The sequence below is a fragment of the Polyangiaceae bacterium genome (genome assembly GCA_015075635.1).
Classification (GTDB): domain Bacteria; phylum Myxococcota_A; class Polyangia; order Polyangiales; family Polyangiaceae; genus JADJKB01.
Genome location: JABTUA010000002.1, coordinates 1,404,738 through 1,422,645 on the forward strand (window position 1 = coordinate 1,404,738; position 17,908 = coordinate 1,422,645).

Annotated in this window: 17 protein-coding genes and 1 pseudogene; 5 read left to right on the plus strand and 13 right to left on the minus strand. The window is 70.7% G+C overall.

Features of this window, described 5'->3' with window-relative positions; genetic code table 11:
* Positions 1 to 231 precede the first annotated feature (231 nt).
* Both HS104_22590 and HS104_22595 read right to left on the minus strand, forming a co-directional pair.
* Entirely contained in the window at positions 232 to 1,317 is a 1,086-nt protein-coding gene (locus HS104_22590) for a hypothetical protein (GenBank protein MBE7482752.1), read from the minus strand.
* 118 nt (positions 1,318 to 1,435) lie between these two features.
* Positions 1,436 to 2,275, minus strand: coding sequence for a hypothetical protein (locus HS104_22595; GenBank protein MBE7482753.1), 840 nt, complete (start codon positions 2,273 to 2,275; stop codon positions 1,436 to 1,438).
* 48 nt (positions 2,276 to 2,323) lie between these two features.
* Here HS104_22595 and HS104_22600 point away from each other — a divergent pair, with 48 nt between their 5' ends.
* Positions 2,324 to 3,826 carry a hypothetical protein gene (locus tag HS104_22600; GenBank protein ID MBE7482754.1) on the plus strand — a complete coding sequence of 501 codons (1,503 nt, stop codon included), beginning with the start codon at positions 2,324 to 2,326 and terminating at the stop codon, positions 3,824 to 3,826.
* Between the two features lie 6 nt (positions 3,827 to 3,832).
* Here the strand turns inward: HS104_22600 and HS104_22605 are convergent, their stop codons facing one another.
* The 3 genes from HS104_22605 to HS104_22615 form a co-directional block, all read right to left on the minus strand.
* Entirely contained in the window at positions 3,833 to 4,567 is a 735-nt protein-coding gene (locus HS104_22605) for a hypothetical protein (protein ID MBE7482755.1), read from the minus strand.
* Positions 4,568 to 4,592: 25 nt separating this feature from the next.
* Entirely contained in the window at positions 4,593 to 5,525 is a 933-nt protein-coding gene (locus HS104_22610) for a pirin family protein (GenBank protein ID MBE7482756.1), read from the minus strand.
* Between the two features lie 62 nt (positions 5,526 to 5,587).
* Positions 5,588 to 5,998, minus strand: coding sequence for a hypothetical protein (locus tag HS104_22615; protein ID MBE7482757.1), 411 nt, complete (start codon positions 5,996 to 5,998; stop codon positions 5,588 to 5,590).
* A gap of 64 nt (positions 5,999 to 6,062) precedes the next feature.
* On the opposite strand from HS104_22615, the gene HS104_22620 reads away from it, so the two are divergent.
* A complete protein-coding gene (locus tag HS104_22620) occupies positions 6,063 to 6,455 on the plus strand; it encodes a hypothetical protein (GenBank protein ID MBE7482758.1) in 393 nt (130 codons plus the stop codon).
* Here HS104_22620 and HS104_22625 read toward each other — a convergent pair whose 3' ends face one another.
* Positions 6,456 to 6,980, minus strand: a complete 525-nt coding sequence (locus tag HS104_22625; GenBank protein ID MBE7482759.1) for a hypothetical protein — start codon at positions 6,978 to 6,980, stop codon at positions 6,456 to 6,458.
* Positions 6,981 to 6,987: 7 nt separating this feature from the next.
* Positions 6,988 to 7,851: a hypothetical protein gene (locus HS104_22630; protein MBE7482760.1), complete on the minus strand. Its 864-nt coding sequence runs from the start codon at positions 7,849 to 7,851 to the stop codon at positions 6,988 to 6,990.
* A 109-nt stretch (positions 7,852 to 7,960) separates the two neighbouring features.
* Here HS104_22630 and HS104_22635 point away from each other — a divergent pair, with 109 nt between their 5' ends.
* From HS104_22635 to HS104_22645, 3 genes are read left to right on the plus strand one after another with little or no spacing between them, the layout of a single operon-like run.
* A complete protein-coding gene (locus HS104_22635) occupies positions 7,961 to 8,704 on the plus strand; it encodes a 1-acyl-sn-glycerol-3-phosphate acyltransferase (GenBank protein MBE7482761.1) in 744 nt (247 codons plus the stop codon).
* A gap of 44 nt (positions 8,705 to 8,748) precedes the next feature.
* Complete coding sequence (locus HS104_22640; protein ID MBE7482762.1) at positions 8,749 to 9,696, plus strand: hypothetical protein; 948 nt, start codon at positions 8,749 to 8,751, stop codon at positions 9,694 to 9,696.
* Between the two features lie 44 nt (positions 9,697 to 9,740).
* Positions 9,741 to 10,121, plus strand: coding sequence for a hypothetical protein (locus HS104_22645; protein ID MBE7482763.1), 381 nt, complete (start codon positions 9,741 to 9,743; stop codon positions 10,119 to 10,121).
* Positions 10,122 to 10,260: 139 nt separating this feature from the next.
* Here HS104_22645 and HS104_22650 read toward each other — a convergent pair.
* From HS104_22650 to HS104_22675, 6 genes and pseudogenes are all read right to left on the minus strand, one after another.
* Positions 10,261 to 10,440: pseudogene (locus HS104_22650) on the minus strand (hypothetical protein).
* Between the two features lie 1,355 nt (positions 10,441 to 11,795).
* Positions 11,796 to 12,311: a hypothetical protein gene (locus tag HS104_22655; protein ID MBE7482764.1), complete on the minus strand. Its 516-nt coding sequence runs from the start codon at positions 12,309 to 12,311 to the stop codon at positions 11,796 to 11,798.
* Positions 12,312 to 12,398: 87 nt separating this feature from the next.
* Entirely contained in the window at positions 12,399 to 12,776 is a 378-nt protein-coding gene (locus HS104_22660) for a hypothetical protein (GenBank protein MBE7482765.1), read from the minus strand.
* A 169-nt stretch (positions 12,777 to 12,945) separates the two neighbouring features.
* Positions 12,946 to 13,275 (minus strand): hypothetical protein, encoded by a 330-nt coding sequence (locus tag HS104_22665; GenBank protein ID MBE7482766.1) that lies wholly within the window; start codon positions 13,273 to 13,275, stop codon positions 12,946 to 12,948.
* A gap of 12 nt (positions 13,276 to 13,287) precedes the next feature.
* Positions 13,288 to 14,694: a ferritin-like domain-containing protein gene (locus tag HS104_22670; GenBank protein MBE7482767.1), complete on the minus strand. Its 1,407-nt coding sequence runs from the start codon at positions 14,692 to 14,694 to the stop codon at positions 13,288 to 13,290.
* A 38-nt stretch (positions 14,695 to 14,732) separates the two neighbouring features.
* Entirely contained in the window at positions 14,733 to 17,837 is a 3,105-nt protein-coding gene (locus tag HS104_22675; GenBank protein ID MBE7482768.1) for a PD40 domain-containing protein, read from the minus strand.
* Positions 17,838 to 17,908 lie beyond the last annotated feature (71 nt).

Sequence of the window (17,908 nt, forward strand, 5' to 3'; positions counted from 1 at the left end):
CGCCGTAGGACCCGGAGTGCGAGCAGCCCGGGCAGCTGCCGGAGCACGAGCCGTAGGCGGTGGAGGTCGTGCTCCAGCGGCCGTGGCCCCACCAGTACGAGAACTTCACCACGCCCTTGCCGCGCGTGATGATCTCGTCTCGGGTCATGGCGGGCGGCGCGGCCAGCGCCGGCAGCGCTACACAGAGGCCCGCACCGACCAGCGCGAAGCGCAAGAGCGAGTCGAAGCGGCTCATAGCGCGTACCTCCTCATCGTCGCCCCGCGTTCGTCGTAAGCCAGGTGGTAGAGCGCGCCGTCTGCGCCCACGCGAATGCGCCGGAAGCTCTCCTCCGGCCCGGTGCTGGCGGGCAGGTCCAGGCGGGACAGCTCGCTGCCGTCCTTGCCGAGCACCACGACGACCTCTCGCGCGTCGAGCACCTCGAAGGGCGGCGCCGCCGCCTCCTCGAGCAAGCTCGCGCCCAGGAAGACTCGGCCCCGCCGGTCCGTGTCGAGCTCGAGCAGCTGCCAGACCGGCAGGTCGAAGCTCACCTTGGCCAGCGGCGTGACGCCCCGCTCCGTCTTCTGCGCGACGAAGGCGGCCCGCTCGCCGGACTTCGAGGCGCGCAGCACGCTGCCCTCGGCGCCGAAGCGGCCCTGGACGATGGTGCGATCCTCCAGCGGGGCCCCGTCGGCGTCGGCGACCTTCACCAGGTTCGCGTGCTTCACCTCGACCCAGGTGCCGTCGTCGCGCTGGAACAAGCCGGTGACGTCGCCGCCCTCGGCGATGCCCTCGCCTTGGAGCGCGATCTCGTGGCTCACCTTGCCGCGCGCGTCGGCGAAGGCCACGCTCTCCTTGCTCAGGCGATCGAGCAACACCAGGCCGTCGTCCTTGCGCAGGGCGACGTCCTGGTAGGTGTCGCCGGGCACGGGGATACTGTGCGGCTCCGCGCCGGGCTCGAACACCTGCACGCGACCGTTGACCTGATCGAGCACGAACGCGCGGCCGCGGGCGTCCACCGCGAAGCTCATCGGACCCTCGGGCGAAGACTCGTTGGCCGCGCGCCGGCCGAGCTCGCCCTTCGCGCCGCCCCAGCGCGCGCTGAAGACCTCTTCGGACTTCACGTTCGCCGGCACGACCGGCGGGGGTCGAGTCGGCGGCTGCGCGGCCGCGCGGGCCGGCGCCGGGGAGGCGAGCGCCGGCGCGACCGCCGCGTGCGGTGTGGCGCCCACGAGCCCCCGAGCGAGCTTCGGCGGGGGACCCGCGCGCAGCGCAAACGCGGCGAGCAGGAGCCCCGCCGCCACACCCCCCAGTACCCAACGACCCGTGTGCGTTCGCATGCGAGGGAGTGGGATTGCAAGCGCGGGGCCGAGGCCGGGAGCCCGCAATCTCGCAGTTTTTCCGGATCCGTCGCGCCAACCTGCTCTTGCCGGCGCCAACCGGCGGTTGGCGGAAGGCTCAGCGCGCCGGCCCGTCGATGACCTTCCTCATCGACCCGCCACGGCGCTCGTAGCGCACCCGCCAGCTGGTGAAGCCCCGCGGCAGCGGCTTGCCCTGCGGCGTCTCTCCCAGCGTGGTGGTCTCCGACCACACCGTCTGGAGCTTGCCGTTCACCCACTCGTGCTCGCTGCCGACGTAGACCGGGCCGCCGGCGCGCCCGCCGGCCTCGACGCGCCTTCGCTTCGGGTCGAAGCGCGGCATCAACAGCTCTTCGAGCTCCTTGCTCGGCACGAAGCGCTTCTGGGCGGGGTCGAACAACCAAAAGCGGGAGCTCCGGTTGTAGGCGCCGCTCATCTCGCCGACGGTGAGATCGAGGTAGCCGTCGAAGTTGGCGTCCACGAACACCGGCGACGCGCCGTCGGTCTCGGCGTTCGCGGCCTCGAGCTTGCCCGGATTGGGCAAGAAGCCGCCCTCCAACGCGCCATGATGGCGGTCGGGATCGGCCTTGGCCTCCGTGCTCTCGTCGAACACCAAGTGCGCCGTGCAGCTCTCGCTCGCCTCCACCTCGATGCGCGAGACCGCCATCAGGTAGCGGCCCACCTCGCTCTCTGCGCCGACACCGGCGTGGAACAGGAACTTGCACGGCGGGAGATCGGCGCGCAGCGCGAAGCTCGCGCGGACCACGGGCTCGGCCTGCGCCTCGGCGTCGCTCGCCGCGTCAGCCCCGCCGGCGTCTTGCACCGGAGCCAGCTCCGGCGGAGCGGCGGGGATGTCGGTGCTCGGCGGCGCGACCGGCGGCGGCGGGCTCGGTGCGGCGCAGGCGCCGAGCAGCACGGTCACGAGCGAGCAGCGGACCACGGCTCCCTTCGTAGCACCCCGGCCGACAATGCAGCTACCCTGGGCGGCATGCGACGGACCCTGCTCGTGCTCGTGTGCTTCTCCCTGATTGGATGCAGCGACGAATCGGAGTCAGCTGCCGGCTCTGGCGGCGCTGCAGGCTCCGGTGGCAGCGCGGGCAGCGGCGGCAGCGCGGGCGGCGGCGGCAGCGGCGGTGCGGGCGCGGGTGGCGCGGGCGGCAGCGCGGGCATGGGCGGCAGCGGCGGCGGTCCCGTCGAGCCGCCCATCACCTGCACGAACCAGTGCCGCTACGTGCGCGCCGGCGCTACGGGCGCCGGCAGCGGCGCGGACTGGAACGACGCGTTCGCCTCGCTTCCGACCCAGCTCGAGCGCGGGCTCGTGTACCTGATGGCGGACGGCGACTACGGCAGCGCGGACTTCGACACGGCGCCCAACGGGACCGAGCTCGTCGTGGTGCGCAAGGCCACGTCGGAGAGTCACGGCACCGAGACCGGCTGGCAGGCGGACTACGGCGACGGCGTCGCGCGCTTCACCAGCGTCTCCTTCGGCAGCTCCCATTGGCTGTTCGAGGGGGCGAAGGGCGGCGGGCCCGGCGCCTGGAACAGCGGGCACGGCTTCGAGATCGTGCGCGAAGGCTCGGCCTGCAAGGACAACGGCAGCTTGATCGACTTCGCGCCCGGCGTGGCCCACGTGACCGTCGCTCACGTCCACGCGCACGGCGCGAAGTACGACTACCCCATCAACGGCGTGAAGGGCACCGGGGGCAACTCGGACCTGACCTTCCGCTACGTCTCGGTCCACACCACCTTCGGCCCCACCTTCCACATCGGCGACTGGAAAGACGTCGTGATCGAGAAGAGCTACCTGGCCGACGTGCGCAGCACCGGCGCCGGCGATCCGTTCTGCTCCGACTGGCACGCAGAGGGCATCTCCTCCATCGGCACCAACGAGAACATCGTGATCCGCCACAACCTCTGGGATCGCATCGGCGGCACGGCGGTGTTCGCCGGCGTGAACACCGGCGCCTCCAAGGCCTGGAAGATCCACGGCAACGTGTTCTCGCGCAGCGTGACGACGATTCGCTACTACAACGAGGCTTCTTCCACCAACCAGCAGACGATGGACGACCTCGAGTTCCACGGCAACGTGATCCTGAAGATGCCGGGCTCGTCGGTCGGGGTCCTGGCCATCGACGCAGGCACGAACAACAGGGCCTTCAACAACATCTGGTACGACAACATCGCCAACACCTTCTCGTTCGCGGGCGTCAGCCACGACCACAACTACTTCGCGGAGAACCGCCGGGTCGAGGGCTGCTCTCCCGTTTGCGACAAGGACGACGAGGGCGCCGCCGGCGAGACCCAAGCACAGGTCGCGAGCGGCAGCCCGTTCGTCAACGCCGACGTCGATCCGCTGGACGCGGATCTCCACTTGAAGGCAGCCACCCAGCCTGGGAAGAGCCTGCCGGCGCCGTTCGACCTGGATCCCGACGGCAAGACGCGCGGCGCCGACGGCAGCTGGGATCGCGGGGCGTACGAATTCGGGCCGTGACGCGGCTCACAGGTTCTGGCCGGCCAGCGTCCAGCGCCCGATCTCGTTGGCGTCCAGCGTCGCCTGCGTCACGTCGATCCAGCCCGCGCTCGGGCTCGCGCCACAGTGACCGGTGATCATGTCGATGATGTAGACGTCGGTGCTGTTCTCGCTGACGCCTTCGCCCCAGTGGTAGTCGACGACGTCTTGCGACAGATCGCCGATCTTGCCGCGCTTCCAGTTCAGTCCCCAACGGTTGTCGAGCTTGCGCAGGCGCCGCACCACCTCGAACAGGAACTGGTTGTCGCCGCCCGTGTCGACGCACGAGGCCTGGAGCCAGTCGGGGTGATCCGCCGCCACGGCGTTCACGACGGCCGAGCCGTCGGGCGGAGGCCCGGGCGGCTTCGACTGGGGAGGCCCGCTCGGCGCTCCAGCCACCGCGCCGGAGCCGCCAGCGCCACCGCTGCTACCACCGGCGCCGCCGGTGCTGCCGCCGGCGCCGCCGGTCGAGGAGGTTCCACCCGCGCCCGCACCGCCGTCGGGCCAGCCCCCGCCGCCCGCGCCCGCCGAGCCACAGCCGAGGCACGCGCCGAAGCTCTTGCCGTCTGCCGCGCAGATCTGAGCACCCGGCGGTGCTCCCCCCGGACACGGGCACGCTACCTGCTCGCCTGCGACACAAGGTGAGCCGACCTCCGCGCTCGACGACGCGTCGTCGCCGCAACCGAGGAGACCGAAGCCCGCGATCAGGATCAGCTTTCTCACACGCCCGAGCATACCGCGGAATCGATCAGCCGCCGACCAGTCGCCCTGACCGGTAGTCTTCGAACGCCTGGCGGATCTCGTCGTCGGTGTTCATCACGAACGGCCCGCGCCGCGCCACCGGCTCGTGCAGCGGGCGGGCAGCCAACAGCAGGCCCCGGCCCTTCTCCGCATCGCAGCTCGCCTCGAACACCTCGCCGGGGGCGAGGACGGCGAGCTGGCCGCGGCGGAGCTCGCGCTTCGAGGGACCGACGCGCAGCGCGCCGTCCACGACGTAGACGAACGCGGTGTGGGCGGCGGGCAGGTCGTGGCTGAAGCGCGCGCCCTTGGTGAGCGCCACGTCCAGGAACAGGGGCTCGACGTCGATGCCCTGCACCGGACCCGTCACGCCCTGCGCGTTGCCCGCGACGACGCGCAGGTGCGCGCCGTCCACGTCGCGCTCGGGGATCTTCTCCGCGGGGATGTCCTGGTAGCGCGGCGCGCGCCACTTGCTCTGCTTCGGCAGGTTGACCCAGAGCTGGTAACCCCACATCAGGCCCCGCTCCTGCTTGGGCATCTCCGAGTGGATGATGCCGCGCCCCGCGGTCATCCACTGCGCCGTGCCGGGCCCGAGCCGGCCGCGGTTGCCGACGCTGTCCTTGTGCTCCATGGCGCCGTGCAACATGTAGGTGACGGTCTCGAAACCGCGGTGCGGGTGATCGGGGAAGCCCGCGATGTAGTCGTTCGGGTTGTCGGAGACGAACTCGTCGAGCAGGAGGAACGGGTCGAGCATCGGGAGCTCGCGGCCGCCGAGGATGCGGTTCAAGTTGACGCCGGCGCCGTCGCTGGTGCGCTGCGCGGTGACCACACGCTCGATCTCGCGGGAGCGGCGCGGCCCTTCGGGGGAGGCGCTGGGCGCGGGCTCGTCCTTCTTGGAGAGCGCCCACACCCCGAGAGGCACGGCGGCGGCGGCTCCGAGCATCAGGCGGCGGCGGGTGAGCGACATCCGGCAAATCCTAGCGTGGACCGGCGGAAGCGGAAGGGTCAGTAGCGGAACGAGCGGACTTTCCAGGCTCCGCCTTCCTGGTGCAGCTCGATCAACAGAGGCCCGTTGCACTTCTCGCGCTTGGGCTCCACGCCCACGGTGACGCTCACGTCCTTCTGGAACAGGCTCTTGGTGGTCGACGAGAAGTTGTAGCCGCCGCGATCGACGCCCTTGCCGCCGGAGCTGCAGTTGCGGCTCCAGTCCGTGATCACCTTGCCCTTCTTCTCGATGATGTTCTGCAAGGCTCCCTCGTTCGGCACGAAGGTGCGCGCGTCGCTGTGCAGCTCGGCGTAGGCAGCCCGGTAGTCGGACTGTTTCAGCGCGCCCAGGAAGCGGTCGGTGACCTTCCGCGCTTCCGGGTCGCCGCAGCCGAGCAGAGCCAGCCCCATTAGGGTCGCCACGACTCGCATCCGCCCACTCGAGCACATCGCGCGGCTCGATCCAACGCAGATCGGCTATCCTCCGCGCCAGTCCATGCAGCGCGCTCTCGCCGTCCTGGTCCTGCTCACCCTGGTCTCCTTCCCGGCCTGCGGCTCCGACGACGGCGGCGGCGGCAACGGTGCCTCCGGCGGCAGCGGCTCGGGCGGTGCGCAGGGCACGACCTGCGCGGACGGCTATCCCAAGGTCGGAACGGCGTGCGCCATCCAGTTCGAGAAGTGCACGAGCTGCGGCAGCGGGACCTGGGCGTGCTGCGACGTCTTCGAGTGCCAGGCGGGCGCCTGGGCTCAGACCCAGTTCCACACGCTGTGTCCCTCCGACGGCGGCGCCGACGCGAGCGACGCGAGCGACGCGAGTGACGCGAGCGACGCGAGCGACGCGAGCGACGCGAGCGACGCGAGCGACGCGGGTGACGCGAGCGCGGACTGACTACCCCGGTCGATCCAGCACCAACCACTCCCGTCCGGTGAGCGGCGGCAGGCCCAGGCGCTCCCAGGGATAGGTGTCGCGAAAGCGCTGCGCGAGCTCGTCGAGCTCGAAGCCCGAGACCTCGAAGCGCAGCTGGCCTTCGCCCAATCCGAAACGCACGCCGGCGACCCGGAGGTGAGCGGCCTGGGCGCGCTCGAGCTGGTCGATGCCGCGCACCTCGCCGCGAGCACCCTCGTCGGTGGGTAGGTGGCGCACGATCCAGGTGCCTTCGATGATGTAACGCCCCGCGGTGATCTCGTCGGAGCGCAGGACGTCCACGCTGACGGGTCCCAGGCGCCCGATCTGCTCGAGGAATCGCGGCAGGGACTCGGGCTGGTAGCCGACCACGAACACATGGCGCTTCCACGGCAGGAATCGGTACGACAGGCCGAGCCCGTCCTCGGACTTCAGGTTGGACCGCGCGGCGAACAGCTGCTCCAGCGAGTCGGCGCGGATGTACGCGGCGTTGCTGCGGTACGGGCTCATCGAGCGCTCAGTTCGGGCAGGCGGGATCCTCGAAGTGCACGGTCATCGAGATGGCGTCCACCCGTGGCGTGGCAGCCGCGCTCGCGGTGACGGTCAGGAGCGCGCCGAAGTCCGCAGCCTCGACGTCCGTCTTGGAGATGGCGCTCGCGCCCCAAAGCTCGCTCGGCGAGCCGTACTCTGCCGCGGCGTCGGCGCTGGGCCACGCGGCGGTCTTGGCGCCGTTCGTGGCGAGGGGCACGCCCGCGACCAGGACGCGCACGTCTTGGTCCTTCAGCGCCGTGGCCGATCCGGACGCCGAGCGCTCGATGGAGACCACGACGCCGAGCACCTTCGCGTTGGCGGGCAACGAGAAGCCGAAGGCCGACGCCTTGAGCTGGTTCGTCGTCTTGCCTGCGTCGAGCGGCGCCGCTGTGCTCGCCCACTTGTCGTCGGAGAGCATCGCGTCGTTCAGGTTCGTCCAGGCGACGTTGCCGGTGATCTTCGCCTCGAAGACCGCGTCCGCCGCGCGCGTCTGCGACTGCGCTTTGGTGCAGCCGCACTCGCCGAGCTTGCCGCCGCCGCCGCAGGTGTAGGGCGCCGCGCAGCCGCAGCTCAGCGTGCTGCCGCAACCGTCGTCTAGGTCGCCGCACTTGGGCGCGAGCGTCGAACAAGTGGTCGGGAAGCAGCTGCCGTCGGTGCTGCCGTCTTTGCCGCCGGTGCCGCCATCCGGTGTCGCGGGCGAGTGGCGGCAGCGACCGTCGAGCGAGCAGCTCAGTCCTTCCGGGCACTCGTCCGCTCCACCCTTGGGGTCGCACAGGAACTGCGCGTCGTCGAAGCTCTCGTCCACGACGCAGCTCAGGGCGACGCCGAGCCCGAGGAGACTGGCCCCCACTACGCGCATGCTCGCGCCGGCGGTGCGCCACCGGAGGACGCGCGCAGCGAGAATCGTCAGAAAGCCGAGAACGCGCACCGTGTCACGCCCATCGTATACCATCCGAAGCGTGCCACGCGCGCGCGACATCGCCCGCTCCGCGCTGACCTGGGCCGGCTTCGCCGGTGTGGTGCTGGTCGGCGTGCCGCCCATGGTCCTGGGGTACCCCTTGGTGCTGGTGGACCCGAATCGCGCGATTTCGGACTGGTACTTCCGGCGCATCGCGCGCGTGCTGATGGGGGTGAACCCGTTCTGGACGGTGCACGTCGAGGGCAAACAGCTCCTCGCGCGCGGCGGCCCCTACGTGCTGGTGGTCAACCATCAGAGTTTTGCCGACCTGATGGCCATGTGCTTCCTCGATCATCCGACCAAGTACCTGGGCAAGCAGAGCGTGTTCAAGGTGCCGGTGTTCGGCTGGGCGCTCCGCATCGCAGGCGAGGTGCCGGTGGTGCGCGGTAACCGACGGAGCGGCGCCGAGGCCCTCGACCGACTCGGCGACTGGCTCGACCGGGGCGTTTCGGTGGCGCTCTTCCCCGAGGGCACGCGGAGCGACGACGGCAGCATCGGCCGGTTCAAGCTGGGCGCCTTCAGGCTGGCGATAGAACACGGTCGCCCCGTCGTGCCGGTGGTCATCGCGGGAGCGCGCGAGCTCTTGCCGAAGCACTCGCTGGTGTTCCAGGAGCGCGCCGACATCCGCGTGCGCGTGCTCGAGCCCGAGAGCACCGACGGACTCGGCGAGCGCCACACGCTGGAGCTCGCCGAGCGAGTGCGCGCTCGCATGGTGGCAGCGCTCGCCGACATGGAACCCTGCTGAGACCAGCTTTGCGCTCGGAGACGGGTTCGAGCTATCCTGAGCGGATGTCGCAACGCAGGGGCCTGCTCGGCTGGATCGCGTTGGGGGGACTACTGACGGCATGCGGCGGAGACTCCGAGGTGGAGTTCTCTGGCTCCGGCGGTGCGGGCGGCGCCGCAGGGCAACCCGGGGGCGCCGCGGGCACCACCGCGACTGGCGGCACGACCTCCACGGGGGGCGCCACCTCCACGGGTGGAACCACCTCCACCGGCGGTACCACCTCCACCGGTGGCACCACTTCCACCGGCGGTACCACCTCCACCGGCGGTACCACCTCAACGGGCGGAACCACCTCCACCGGCGGAACCACCTCGACAGGTGGCACCACCTCCACGGGCGGAACCACCTCGACGGGTGGCACCACCTCCACGGGCGGAACCACCTCGACAGGTGGCACCGGCGGGACCCCGACGCCCACGGGCTGCGCCGATGGCCACCGCGAAGCCTTCGCCGACGCCGCCAAGTTCCCCAACATCGCCGGTTGCGCGGGCGGCTTCCAGGTGCCCGGGACCACTACGGCCGCGTCGCAGCAGCCGGCCTGCGGCCGTCAGGGCGGTGATGACGGCCCCAACCCGAACGGCACCGGCTGCAGCGTGGAGGATCTCTGCGCGGCGGGCTGGCACGTGTGCAAGAGCGCGCTCGACGTCGCGCTGGCGAGCGGCAACCAGGGCTGCGCCGCGGACGCCGTCACCGGCTTCTGGCTCACGCGCCAGGCGCAGACCGACGGCGGAACGTGCGCCCCGCCGCCGGTGGACAACAACCCGACCGGCTGTGGGTCCATCGGCTACGCGGCGCCGGTGAGCTGCACGCCGCTGAACCGGTGGTTGCGTTACTCGGATTGCGCAGCGGCGCCGCCGTGGTCCTGTGGCACGAGCGCACAGTCGCTGAGCGAGGCCGCGGTCATCACCAAGGCCGGGCCCGGCCAGGGCGGCGTGATCTGCTGCAAGGATTGAGGGAGCGCTCGCTCCAGCCTCCCACGGCACCGAAAGATCACGAGATGACCAACCCGACCCAGCTCGCGCAGATGTTCGCCGACGCGGTGGTAGCAGGCGACTGGGCCGGCGCCGACGCGCACGGCTCCGCCGAGCTTCGCGCGCGCCTCGGTCCGCTCGGCCTCGAGCGCGCGTGGGGCGAGGTCGCGAGCGTGCTCGTGGCCGACGTCCCCGGCTGGCGTCCGACGCGCGCCAAGGTGAGCCCGATACCCCAGGCGCCCGATCCGCGCTTCGTGAAGACTTCGGCGCCGCCCGGCGCGTGGCGCGGCCACTTCTACCTGGCCTTCGAGAGCCAGGAGGGCGAGCTCGCCTGTGGTCACGTGCTCGTCGTCGACGATGGCGGTCGCCTCGCCGTCGGGCACGCCGACTTCGAAGTCTTCTGCTAATTCAGCGCTCGACCCGCGTCTGACGCCGGCGCACACGCCACGCGGCGAGGGCGCCGAGGCCCAGCGCGAGCTCGAGGGGCGTGCTTCGGGTCGGCGACGTGCGGCAGCCGCAGCCGCCGTCGTCGTCGCTGTCTCCGCTGCCGCCGCTCGCGCCGCTGCCGCTCGCGCCGCCGCTGCTCGCGCCGCCGCTGCTCGCGCGCCGCTGCTCGCGCCGCCGCTGCTCGCGCCGCCGCTGCTCGCGCCGCCGCTGCTGCGCGCCGCTGCTCGCGCCGCCGCTGCTCGCGCCGCCGCTGCCCGCGCCGCCGCTGCCCGCGCCGCCCCCGCAGCTCGCCCCGGTGCAGTGCTCGTACGCGCCGACGTCGTAGGCCGCGGCCTGGGGCCGACTCGTGCCGTCGCGATCCAGGGCGACCTCGGCGATGGTCTCGCCCTTGTCCAGCGCAGGGGAGCCCGCGACCAGGTGATAGTCGTGCTTGCTGGCGTCCACGAACGCCGCCGCGGTGGTGGCGAGGTTGGAGGCCGCAGTCGCCTGCGCGGGCAGGCTCCCGCCCAAGACCAACAGGTTTCGGACGTCGGGCTTGGTGGCGCCGCTGCTCGCCGCCTGGAACGCCGCCAGCACGTCGCCGCCGAAGGTCGCGTTCAACACCGCCAGCTTCTCGATGTCGTCCTCGTAGCGCACGGCCTTGTCCACGTCGTAGACGACGGCGTTCTGGATGCGCACCCAGGCGCCGCCGTTGCTGCCGGGGCCGCGGGTTCGGAAGGCGATCTCCGAGTCGAAGACCGTGACGCGATCGAACACCGCGTCGATGTTCTCCTTCAGGTTGAACGCCGCCATGTTCGAGATGAACCCGCCGCGAAAACCCCAGGCGCTGGTGTTCACCACGGTCAGCTTGGCGCGGGGCGCGGCCGGGTTCGTCTTGGTGTCGATGGCGTTCTCGCCCGGGACCGCTCCTACCGCGAAACCGTTCTCCGCCGAAGCGAGCGGCCCCGTCCACAGCTTGCAGCCTTCGACCAGGATGTCGCTCCAGCCCGGCAGCTCCCGCCCCGGGTCGAACTGGATCGAGTCGCCGCTGCAGGTGTGGATCTCGGTGTCGCGGATCGTGAGGTTCTTCACCGGACCGCCGGTTACGCCATGGGCGTCGGTCTGACCGCCGGCGGCGTTCAGACAGTGGTGGATCAGGCATCTGTCCAGCGTCACGTCCGCGGGACCGGCCATGTCCACGCAGTCCTTGGTGGCGCGGCGGATCTCGGTGTTCGTGATCAGGAGCCCGGTCGCGCCGTCGTTCACGTCCACCAGGTCGAAGCTCGCGTATTGCCCGTCGAGCACGAAGCCGTCGAGCACGAAGTAGGCGTGATCGACCCGGAGCAGCGTGGCGCCGAGCGTCACGTCCACCTTGGCCCCGGAGGCAGCGCGCACGGTGATGGGGCTCGCGGCGTTGCCGTCACGCACAGTCTTCAGCGCCTCGGCGTAGCTGCCGGCGGCGACCGTCACGAAGTCGCCCGGCTGCGCCGCGTCGATGCCCTGCTGGATCTTGCCGAAGGGCGTGGCCGCGTCGCCGTTGCCCGAGCCTCCGGGCGCGACGAACCACTCCTTGGCCTCGGCGACTGACGCGATGGAGGCGAAAACGACGATGCCGAGCAGGGTCGCGGGAGCGCGCATCCGCCCACTATACGCTCTCAGTAGTGCTTGCCGGTCCAGATCTGGCGGAAGCTCGCGTCGAAGACGAACGAAAGCACGACGCCATCCTCCGCCTCCGAAGCCGCGTCGTCGGCGTAGCGCCTGGCGTCGTCTGGGCTGTCGAAGTCTCGAGTGCTCACTCGGCCGCTCGCCTCGTAGACCACGACCCGCAGGCTCCCGGCCGACAGCGGGCCCGCCGCCCGCGCGCGCGCGGCGTGGGGCCAGAGCGATTCCTCGAAGTGGTCCAGCACCTGGAGCAGCACCGGGTCCGGGCAAGCCGGCTCCGACACGAAGAACCACCACGAGCCGTGCTGGTTGTTGACGGAGAAGCTCGCGCCGCCGAGGTCGAAGTCGAGCCAGACCTCGGTCACCCCGTCGGTCAGGCAGCGAGTGAGGCGCGCGCCCGGCAGCTCGGCCACCGCGTCGCGAAGGCGCTCCCAGTCGGAAGTCTCGGGGAGCTCGCCGAAGTGGCGGCTGCCATCGGCCATGCGAAGGTCGAGCAAGCGCGAGCCCATGCCTGCGCGATCAGCGCACGGAGCGGGGGCTTTGCCAAGCGTGCTCGGGCGGCCGGCAAACACCGCCGCCCGAGCCGGCTCGGGGAGCTACTCGCTGGGACAGGCGGCGGAGCTCAGCGCGATGGTGATGGGCTCGACCTTGTCGTCCTCGATCTTCGCGGTGGCTTCGCCCCACTGCTCGCCGTCGCTGCACGCGCCATCGGCGTCGGCGTCCGCCAGCGCGCGGACCAGGAGCTCGTCGCCCTCGACGGAGACCGTCGCCTTGAACGAGCCGTCCGCTTCCGCCTTCGCGGTGTGGACGCTGGTCTTCTCGTTGCCGTTCACGTCGAAGAACTCGAGCACGATCTCTCCCTGGGCCGAGGCCGCGCTGACCTGACCGGTCACCTCGACGTCGCGGCTCGCGCTGCAACCCAGCGCGAATAGACCTGCAGACAGAATGGAAGCGGTGAAGTACCTCGAAAGCATGTGGACCTCCTGCGAGCGCCGTTCGCGCTCGTTGGAGACTCCTCGCAAGGCTCGTGCCGGAGCGTTTCGGCCGAAATCGGCCCGAGCCCGGCGGTTTCGTTGCACCGGAGCCACAGCGCTCGCTCACACCTGGGCTCGGGCCACGACAGTACTTTCTTGCAGTGGCCGCTCAGTCGTCGAAGCGGCGGAGCCGGGCGACGAACGTCCACCACAGGCCATCGATGACGAAGAACGGGCCGAACACGTAGAAGAAGAGCGTGCCTCGCGTCGCGCTCTGCCCCACGCCCGTGACGAAGAGCAGGGCGATCGTGGCCACGTACGTCACGAGCTGGAGGATGGCGTAGGGCGTCCGCTGCACGTTGTCCTCTCCACAGTGGCCACAGGTCGTGATGGGCAAAAGCCGCGCGCGGCTGGTCATGTTCCGGCCCGCGTTGCGGAGAACGCCCAACCAGTACCTGCCGTAGTGGATGGTCTCGTCGCAGTGCGCGCAGCGGGCCATGGTCCCTGCTCGTCACGCGGGCGCGCAGGTCCGCTCCGACGGCGCGCCCAGTAGCGCCGTCGCGGCGGGCGCCACCACTCGCTCGAGGGCGTCGCGCCGGAGCTCAGCTCGCTCGCGCTCGTCGATCATGCCGAGCGCGCGCTTCTTCTCCGCGCCGTCCCGAGCAGGTGGCAGCGTGTGGGCGCGCACCTCGGCGGCGGCCCGCGCGAGCTCGGCCCGGGCGAATGCGCGAAGCTCGGGCTGGACATCGAGCAGCCAGCCGACGAAGCGCCAGGCGAGCGCGGCGTGGCGAGTCTCGTCCCGCGCGACGCCAGACAGCGCCGCGCGCACCGCTGGATCGGCGGCGTGCTCCGCGCCGTGCTCGGCCTCCACCGCAGCCAGGGTCTCGCCGATGCAACCCTCGCGGATCACGTCGCCGAGCACCTGCCGCGCGTCGAGCGGCGGCAGCGCGCCGCTCATGTCGAGCGGCCCCGGGCCCAGCGGGCTCCCGGCGTAGGCGCTCGCGAACGCGAACGCGAGCACGGCGTGCTCCGTCTCGTCCGCTTGAGCCCCGCAGCTCTGGCGCACCAGCTCGGCGGGCGCGCCGAGCGCGAGGAGCTGCAACGTGAAGCGCGCGAAGGCGGCCACCGAGGCGTGCTCCATCAGGCCCACCCGGGTCCAGTGCTCGGCGAGGATCAACCGCTCGGCTCGGGTCAGTCCGGCGAGCGAGGGCGCGTCCGCCTTCGCGTAGTCGCGCCGCCCGCAGACCTCGGCCAGGCGCGCCGCGCCCTCGACCAGGAACGGGCGGCCGAGGCCCGCGCAGCCATTCATGGTGCAGACCCGCTGGCCGTCGGTCCCGACCCCGCAGTAGCCCGTGGTGGGACAGTCGTCGTCGCTCGAGCACTCGTCCGCCTTGGTCTGGCAGTTCAGGCTGGGCGCGGAGCACGCCCCCACCGGCGTCACGCAGTCGAAGCCGCTCTGGCAGTCGCTCGACGTGCTGCACGTCGCGGGCACGCAGCGACCCACGGGATCGCCGCACAAGCAGCGCTGTCCGTCGGCGCACTCGCTGTCGTTGGTGCAGCCATAGTTGCAGTTGCAGGACGACGGCGCGCCGCCGCCTCCCTGGTTGAACGCGCAGTAGCCGTGGGGCCCGGCGTTGCAGTCCGCGTCGGCGGAGCAGTTCATGTTGGTGGCCGTGCACGGGTTCACCCGGGGCATCGCCTCCGGACACGTCAGTGCCTCGCGCCGTCGTACCGCCCCCGGGCCGCAGCTCTCCACCCCCGTGGGCTGCCCGTTCACCAGGAGCGGCTGCGGGTCCTTGCAGGGGTGCGCGTTGCCGCTGCCGCCGCTCTCGCTGTCACCGCCGCAGGCCGGCACCGCCACGCCGAGCGCCGCGAACAGCCACCGGGCATACGTGTCCACCGCACCGAATCGCCTCATCCGGTCAGGATGCCACGGCTCGGGCGGCGCTTCGAGCTTCAGGGATACGGCGGCCCCATGAAGGTCTCGGGCTTGAAGCCCGAGGCGGCGTCCAGGGGCTTGGCGTTCCGCTGGTCGGACTTGGAGGCGTGGCTGATGATGTCGGGCTTGATCGAGACGTCGAACTCCTTGCCCGTGGTCGGACCGTGGCAGCCGCCGCAGAAGTTGTTGAACACCTCGCGCCGGAACGACAAGGTCAGCCATTCGCCCGGGTAGAACTGGAGCTCCTCGCGCTGGTGGTGGAGCGTGGGCTTCGTGTCGCCCTTGAGCTGCTGCTCCACCGCGAGCACCACGGGATAGCCCGCCGGCGCCTGCACCTTGACCGAGCCGTCGGCTAGCAGCGGCACCGTGCCGACCTTGACCCGGTACGCCCAGACTTTGCCGTACTCGTCCTCGGCGACGTTCGGGCTCGCCTCGGCGAAGCTCTTTATGTTCGGCGGCACGCTGGCCCAGGCCTCGAACGACTTCATCTCGGTGTTCACGTGACGGCCCGAGCGCGTGCTCTGGAACAGCATCGCGGCGATCATCGGGAAGTCCACGATGTTGAGCTGGAAGCGATCGGTGCGCTTCTGATCGTCGTCCTCCTGGTAGACCACGCCGTGGAACACCGAGTCGCCGCCGGGGGTGGTGCGAAAGACGCCGCGATCGATGCGACCGAACACCGCGACCGGCCAGATCTCGTCGGCGGCGGGGTCGGACAGCCCCGGCAGCGGCGTGCGCTGTCCGGTGGCCGGATCCACCGCAACCACGTCGAAGTTGCCGCTGAAGTTGCCGAGATCGACCACGTTCGCGGCGTAGCTGACCAGGATGTCACCGTTCGGCAAGAGCGACGGGTTGCGGTAGGCGCCCTGCGTCGGCTGGCCGACGCGACCGGTCGCCGCCGGATCGACGTTGGTGAGCGAGCGCTGATAAAACGGCGTCTTGGCGTACTCGAGCGCGTCCGGATCTTCCGCGTAGTCGTCAGGGTTCTGGCTGACGTTGTCCTGACCGATGGAGCGGTTGATGACGACCAGGGCGCCGGCCAGGTTCGCGGCGCCGCGGTCGCTGGCGATGCCGACGAAGTTCTGGTCGAGCAGCTGCGAGGTCTCCGTCAGCTGGAGGTGACCGAAGTGCGCGCGCTGCCCGAACAGCGGGTGGTAGTCGCCGCCGTCCAGGTTGATGCGTCGCGCGGCGAGTTGGTAGAAGCCGGGCGTCCGCTTCTCGGTGGTCATCAAGAGCTGCCCGTTGATCTTGAACGCCGGGTACATCTCCTGGTTCGACAGGAACGTCACCTGGCGGATCTTTCCCTTCTCGAGCACGTACAGGTTCGCGTTCAGCTTGGAAGGGTCGGCCGCCGAGCGCTGCGGTCCGGGGAACATGTGACCCGCCAGGATGTTGCCGCGGCTGGAGGTGAACACGATGCCGCCATCGGGCGCGAACGCGGGATCGAAGTTGTGGATCAGCTCTCCGTTGTCGGGCACCGGGGCGCCGGTATTGTCGGTCGGCGGCGCGTTGATGATCGGCTCCGGCGCGCAGGCCGAGCCGTCGGCGTTCATCACGTAGACCTTGTAGGGCTCGCTGGCGGCGCTCCGCGCTCCAAACGCGATCCTCTTGCCGTCCCAGGAGACCATCGGGCGGCGCACGTCGGCCGTCGTCGCGTTCAGGCCGCAGCCGCCGAGCAGGCTGGCGTCACCACCGCCGCTGGTGATGGCTCCGTTCGCGTCCAGGGAGGCGTCCACCCAGCGCAGATCCGCACCGGGCCGGTACGTCTCCCAGTCTTGCATCGTCTCCGGCTGGCCGAGCGGCGCGCGCTTCACGTAGACGATGCCCGACAGCGGCGGGAGGTTCTTCAGGCGCTCCGCGCGCTCCTTGGCGATCCAGGCCACCAGCACGCAATAGGGGGTCTGCTCGTCGAGCGGACCGGTCTCGGCGGCTTGCAGATCGCACGCGCTCGGGTCGCCGCCCAGGGCGAAGAGCGGGCCGCCGCGGTGGCGAATGCCGGGGTTGCCCGGACCGGGCTCGAGGTTCTTGCGGATCAGCCGACCGGCGTTCGGATCCGGCGACTCGATGGCGACCTGCTTCAGCACGTCGTGGTAGTTGTGCCGGCTGGACGCGATGCCGAAGTGCCCGCCGCTGGGCGGGCGCGGTCGGAACTCGTTGAACACCGGCGACGAGTGGCAGCCGAGCAGCACGCAGCCGCGCTTGACCAGCATCGGCTGCACGCGCCGGGCGAAGAAGTCGAAGCCCGGATCGGTCGGGATGTTGGTCGGGCCGCCGTGCTGCGTCGCCCAGTCGAGCACGGTCTTGTAGTCGTCGTCGTTCGTGGAGTCGAAGACCCAGCCGCCCTGGTGGTACACTCCGCCGTAGGCGGGGTTCAGCGGCCGCGTCAGGATCTCGCTGAACTGCGGCGAGACGGCGACGTAGTCGCTGGCAGAGAAGTAGTTCCAGCGTTTCTGCTCGTCGGTCTTCCCGCAGGAGATCGGAAACGCCGCCTCCGTCGTGCCGTGGCAGTTCCCCGCCGCGCAGTTCTTCACCAGCCAAGGGTTCACCTTGTCGAGGAAGAGCTGGTAGTCGGGGTTCGTCGGGTCCTTGGTCTTGTCGAAGAGCGCGTCGGTGCCGATGCTCTCGACGCAGGGGTCGCGCTCGATTTCCGGCTGCTTCGGCGCCGCGTTGTTCTTGGTCGCGCCCCGCTCGAGCCAGGCCAAGATGGTGCGGAAGCCCGCCGAGCCCGTGTCCAGGATCGAGCCGCCGGCGTGCGGGATGTCGGTCTGGATCAGGACGTCCTGCCCGTCGTAGTGCGTCAGCTTCAGCATCTGCGGCGAGACGGCCTTGGCGAGCAGCGCGGGCATGCCGTAGGGCCCGTACTTCGCCAAGAGGTCCTTGCGCTTCGCGACCATCTCGTAGCTGGTCACGTCGAGGTTGCCGAGGGCGTTGCCGCGGTCGTCGGCGACGATGTGACACTGCGAGCCCGTCGGGCTGACCACGCACGAGCCGGTCAGGATGGGCGAGATCTTGCGGTCGTAGTAGCTACCCTCCGCTTCGACGTCGCGCTGACTACAGCTCGCCCCGCCCCAGAGAGTCAGACCGAGCAGAAGCGACAAGGCAACCGGGCGCGATTCGAACATGTGAGCGGCCTCCCAGGCGCCCATTTTGGTCGGTTTGGGGACAGTCCGCGTTGACGGGCGTCATTTGCAGG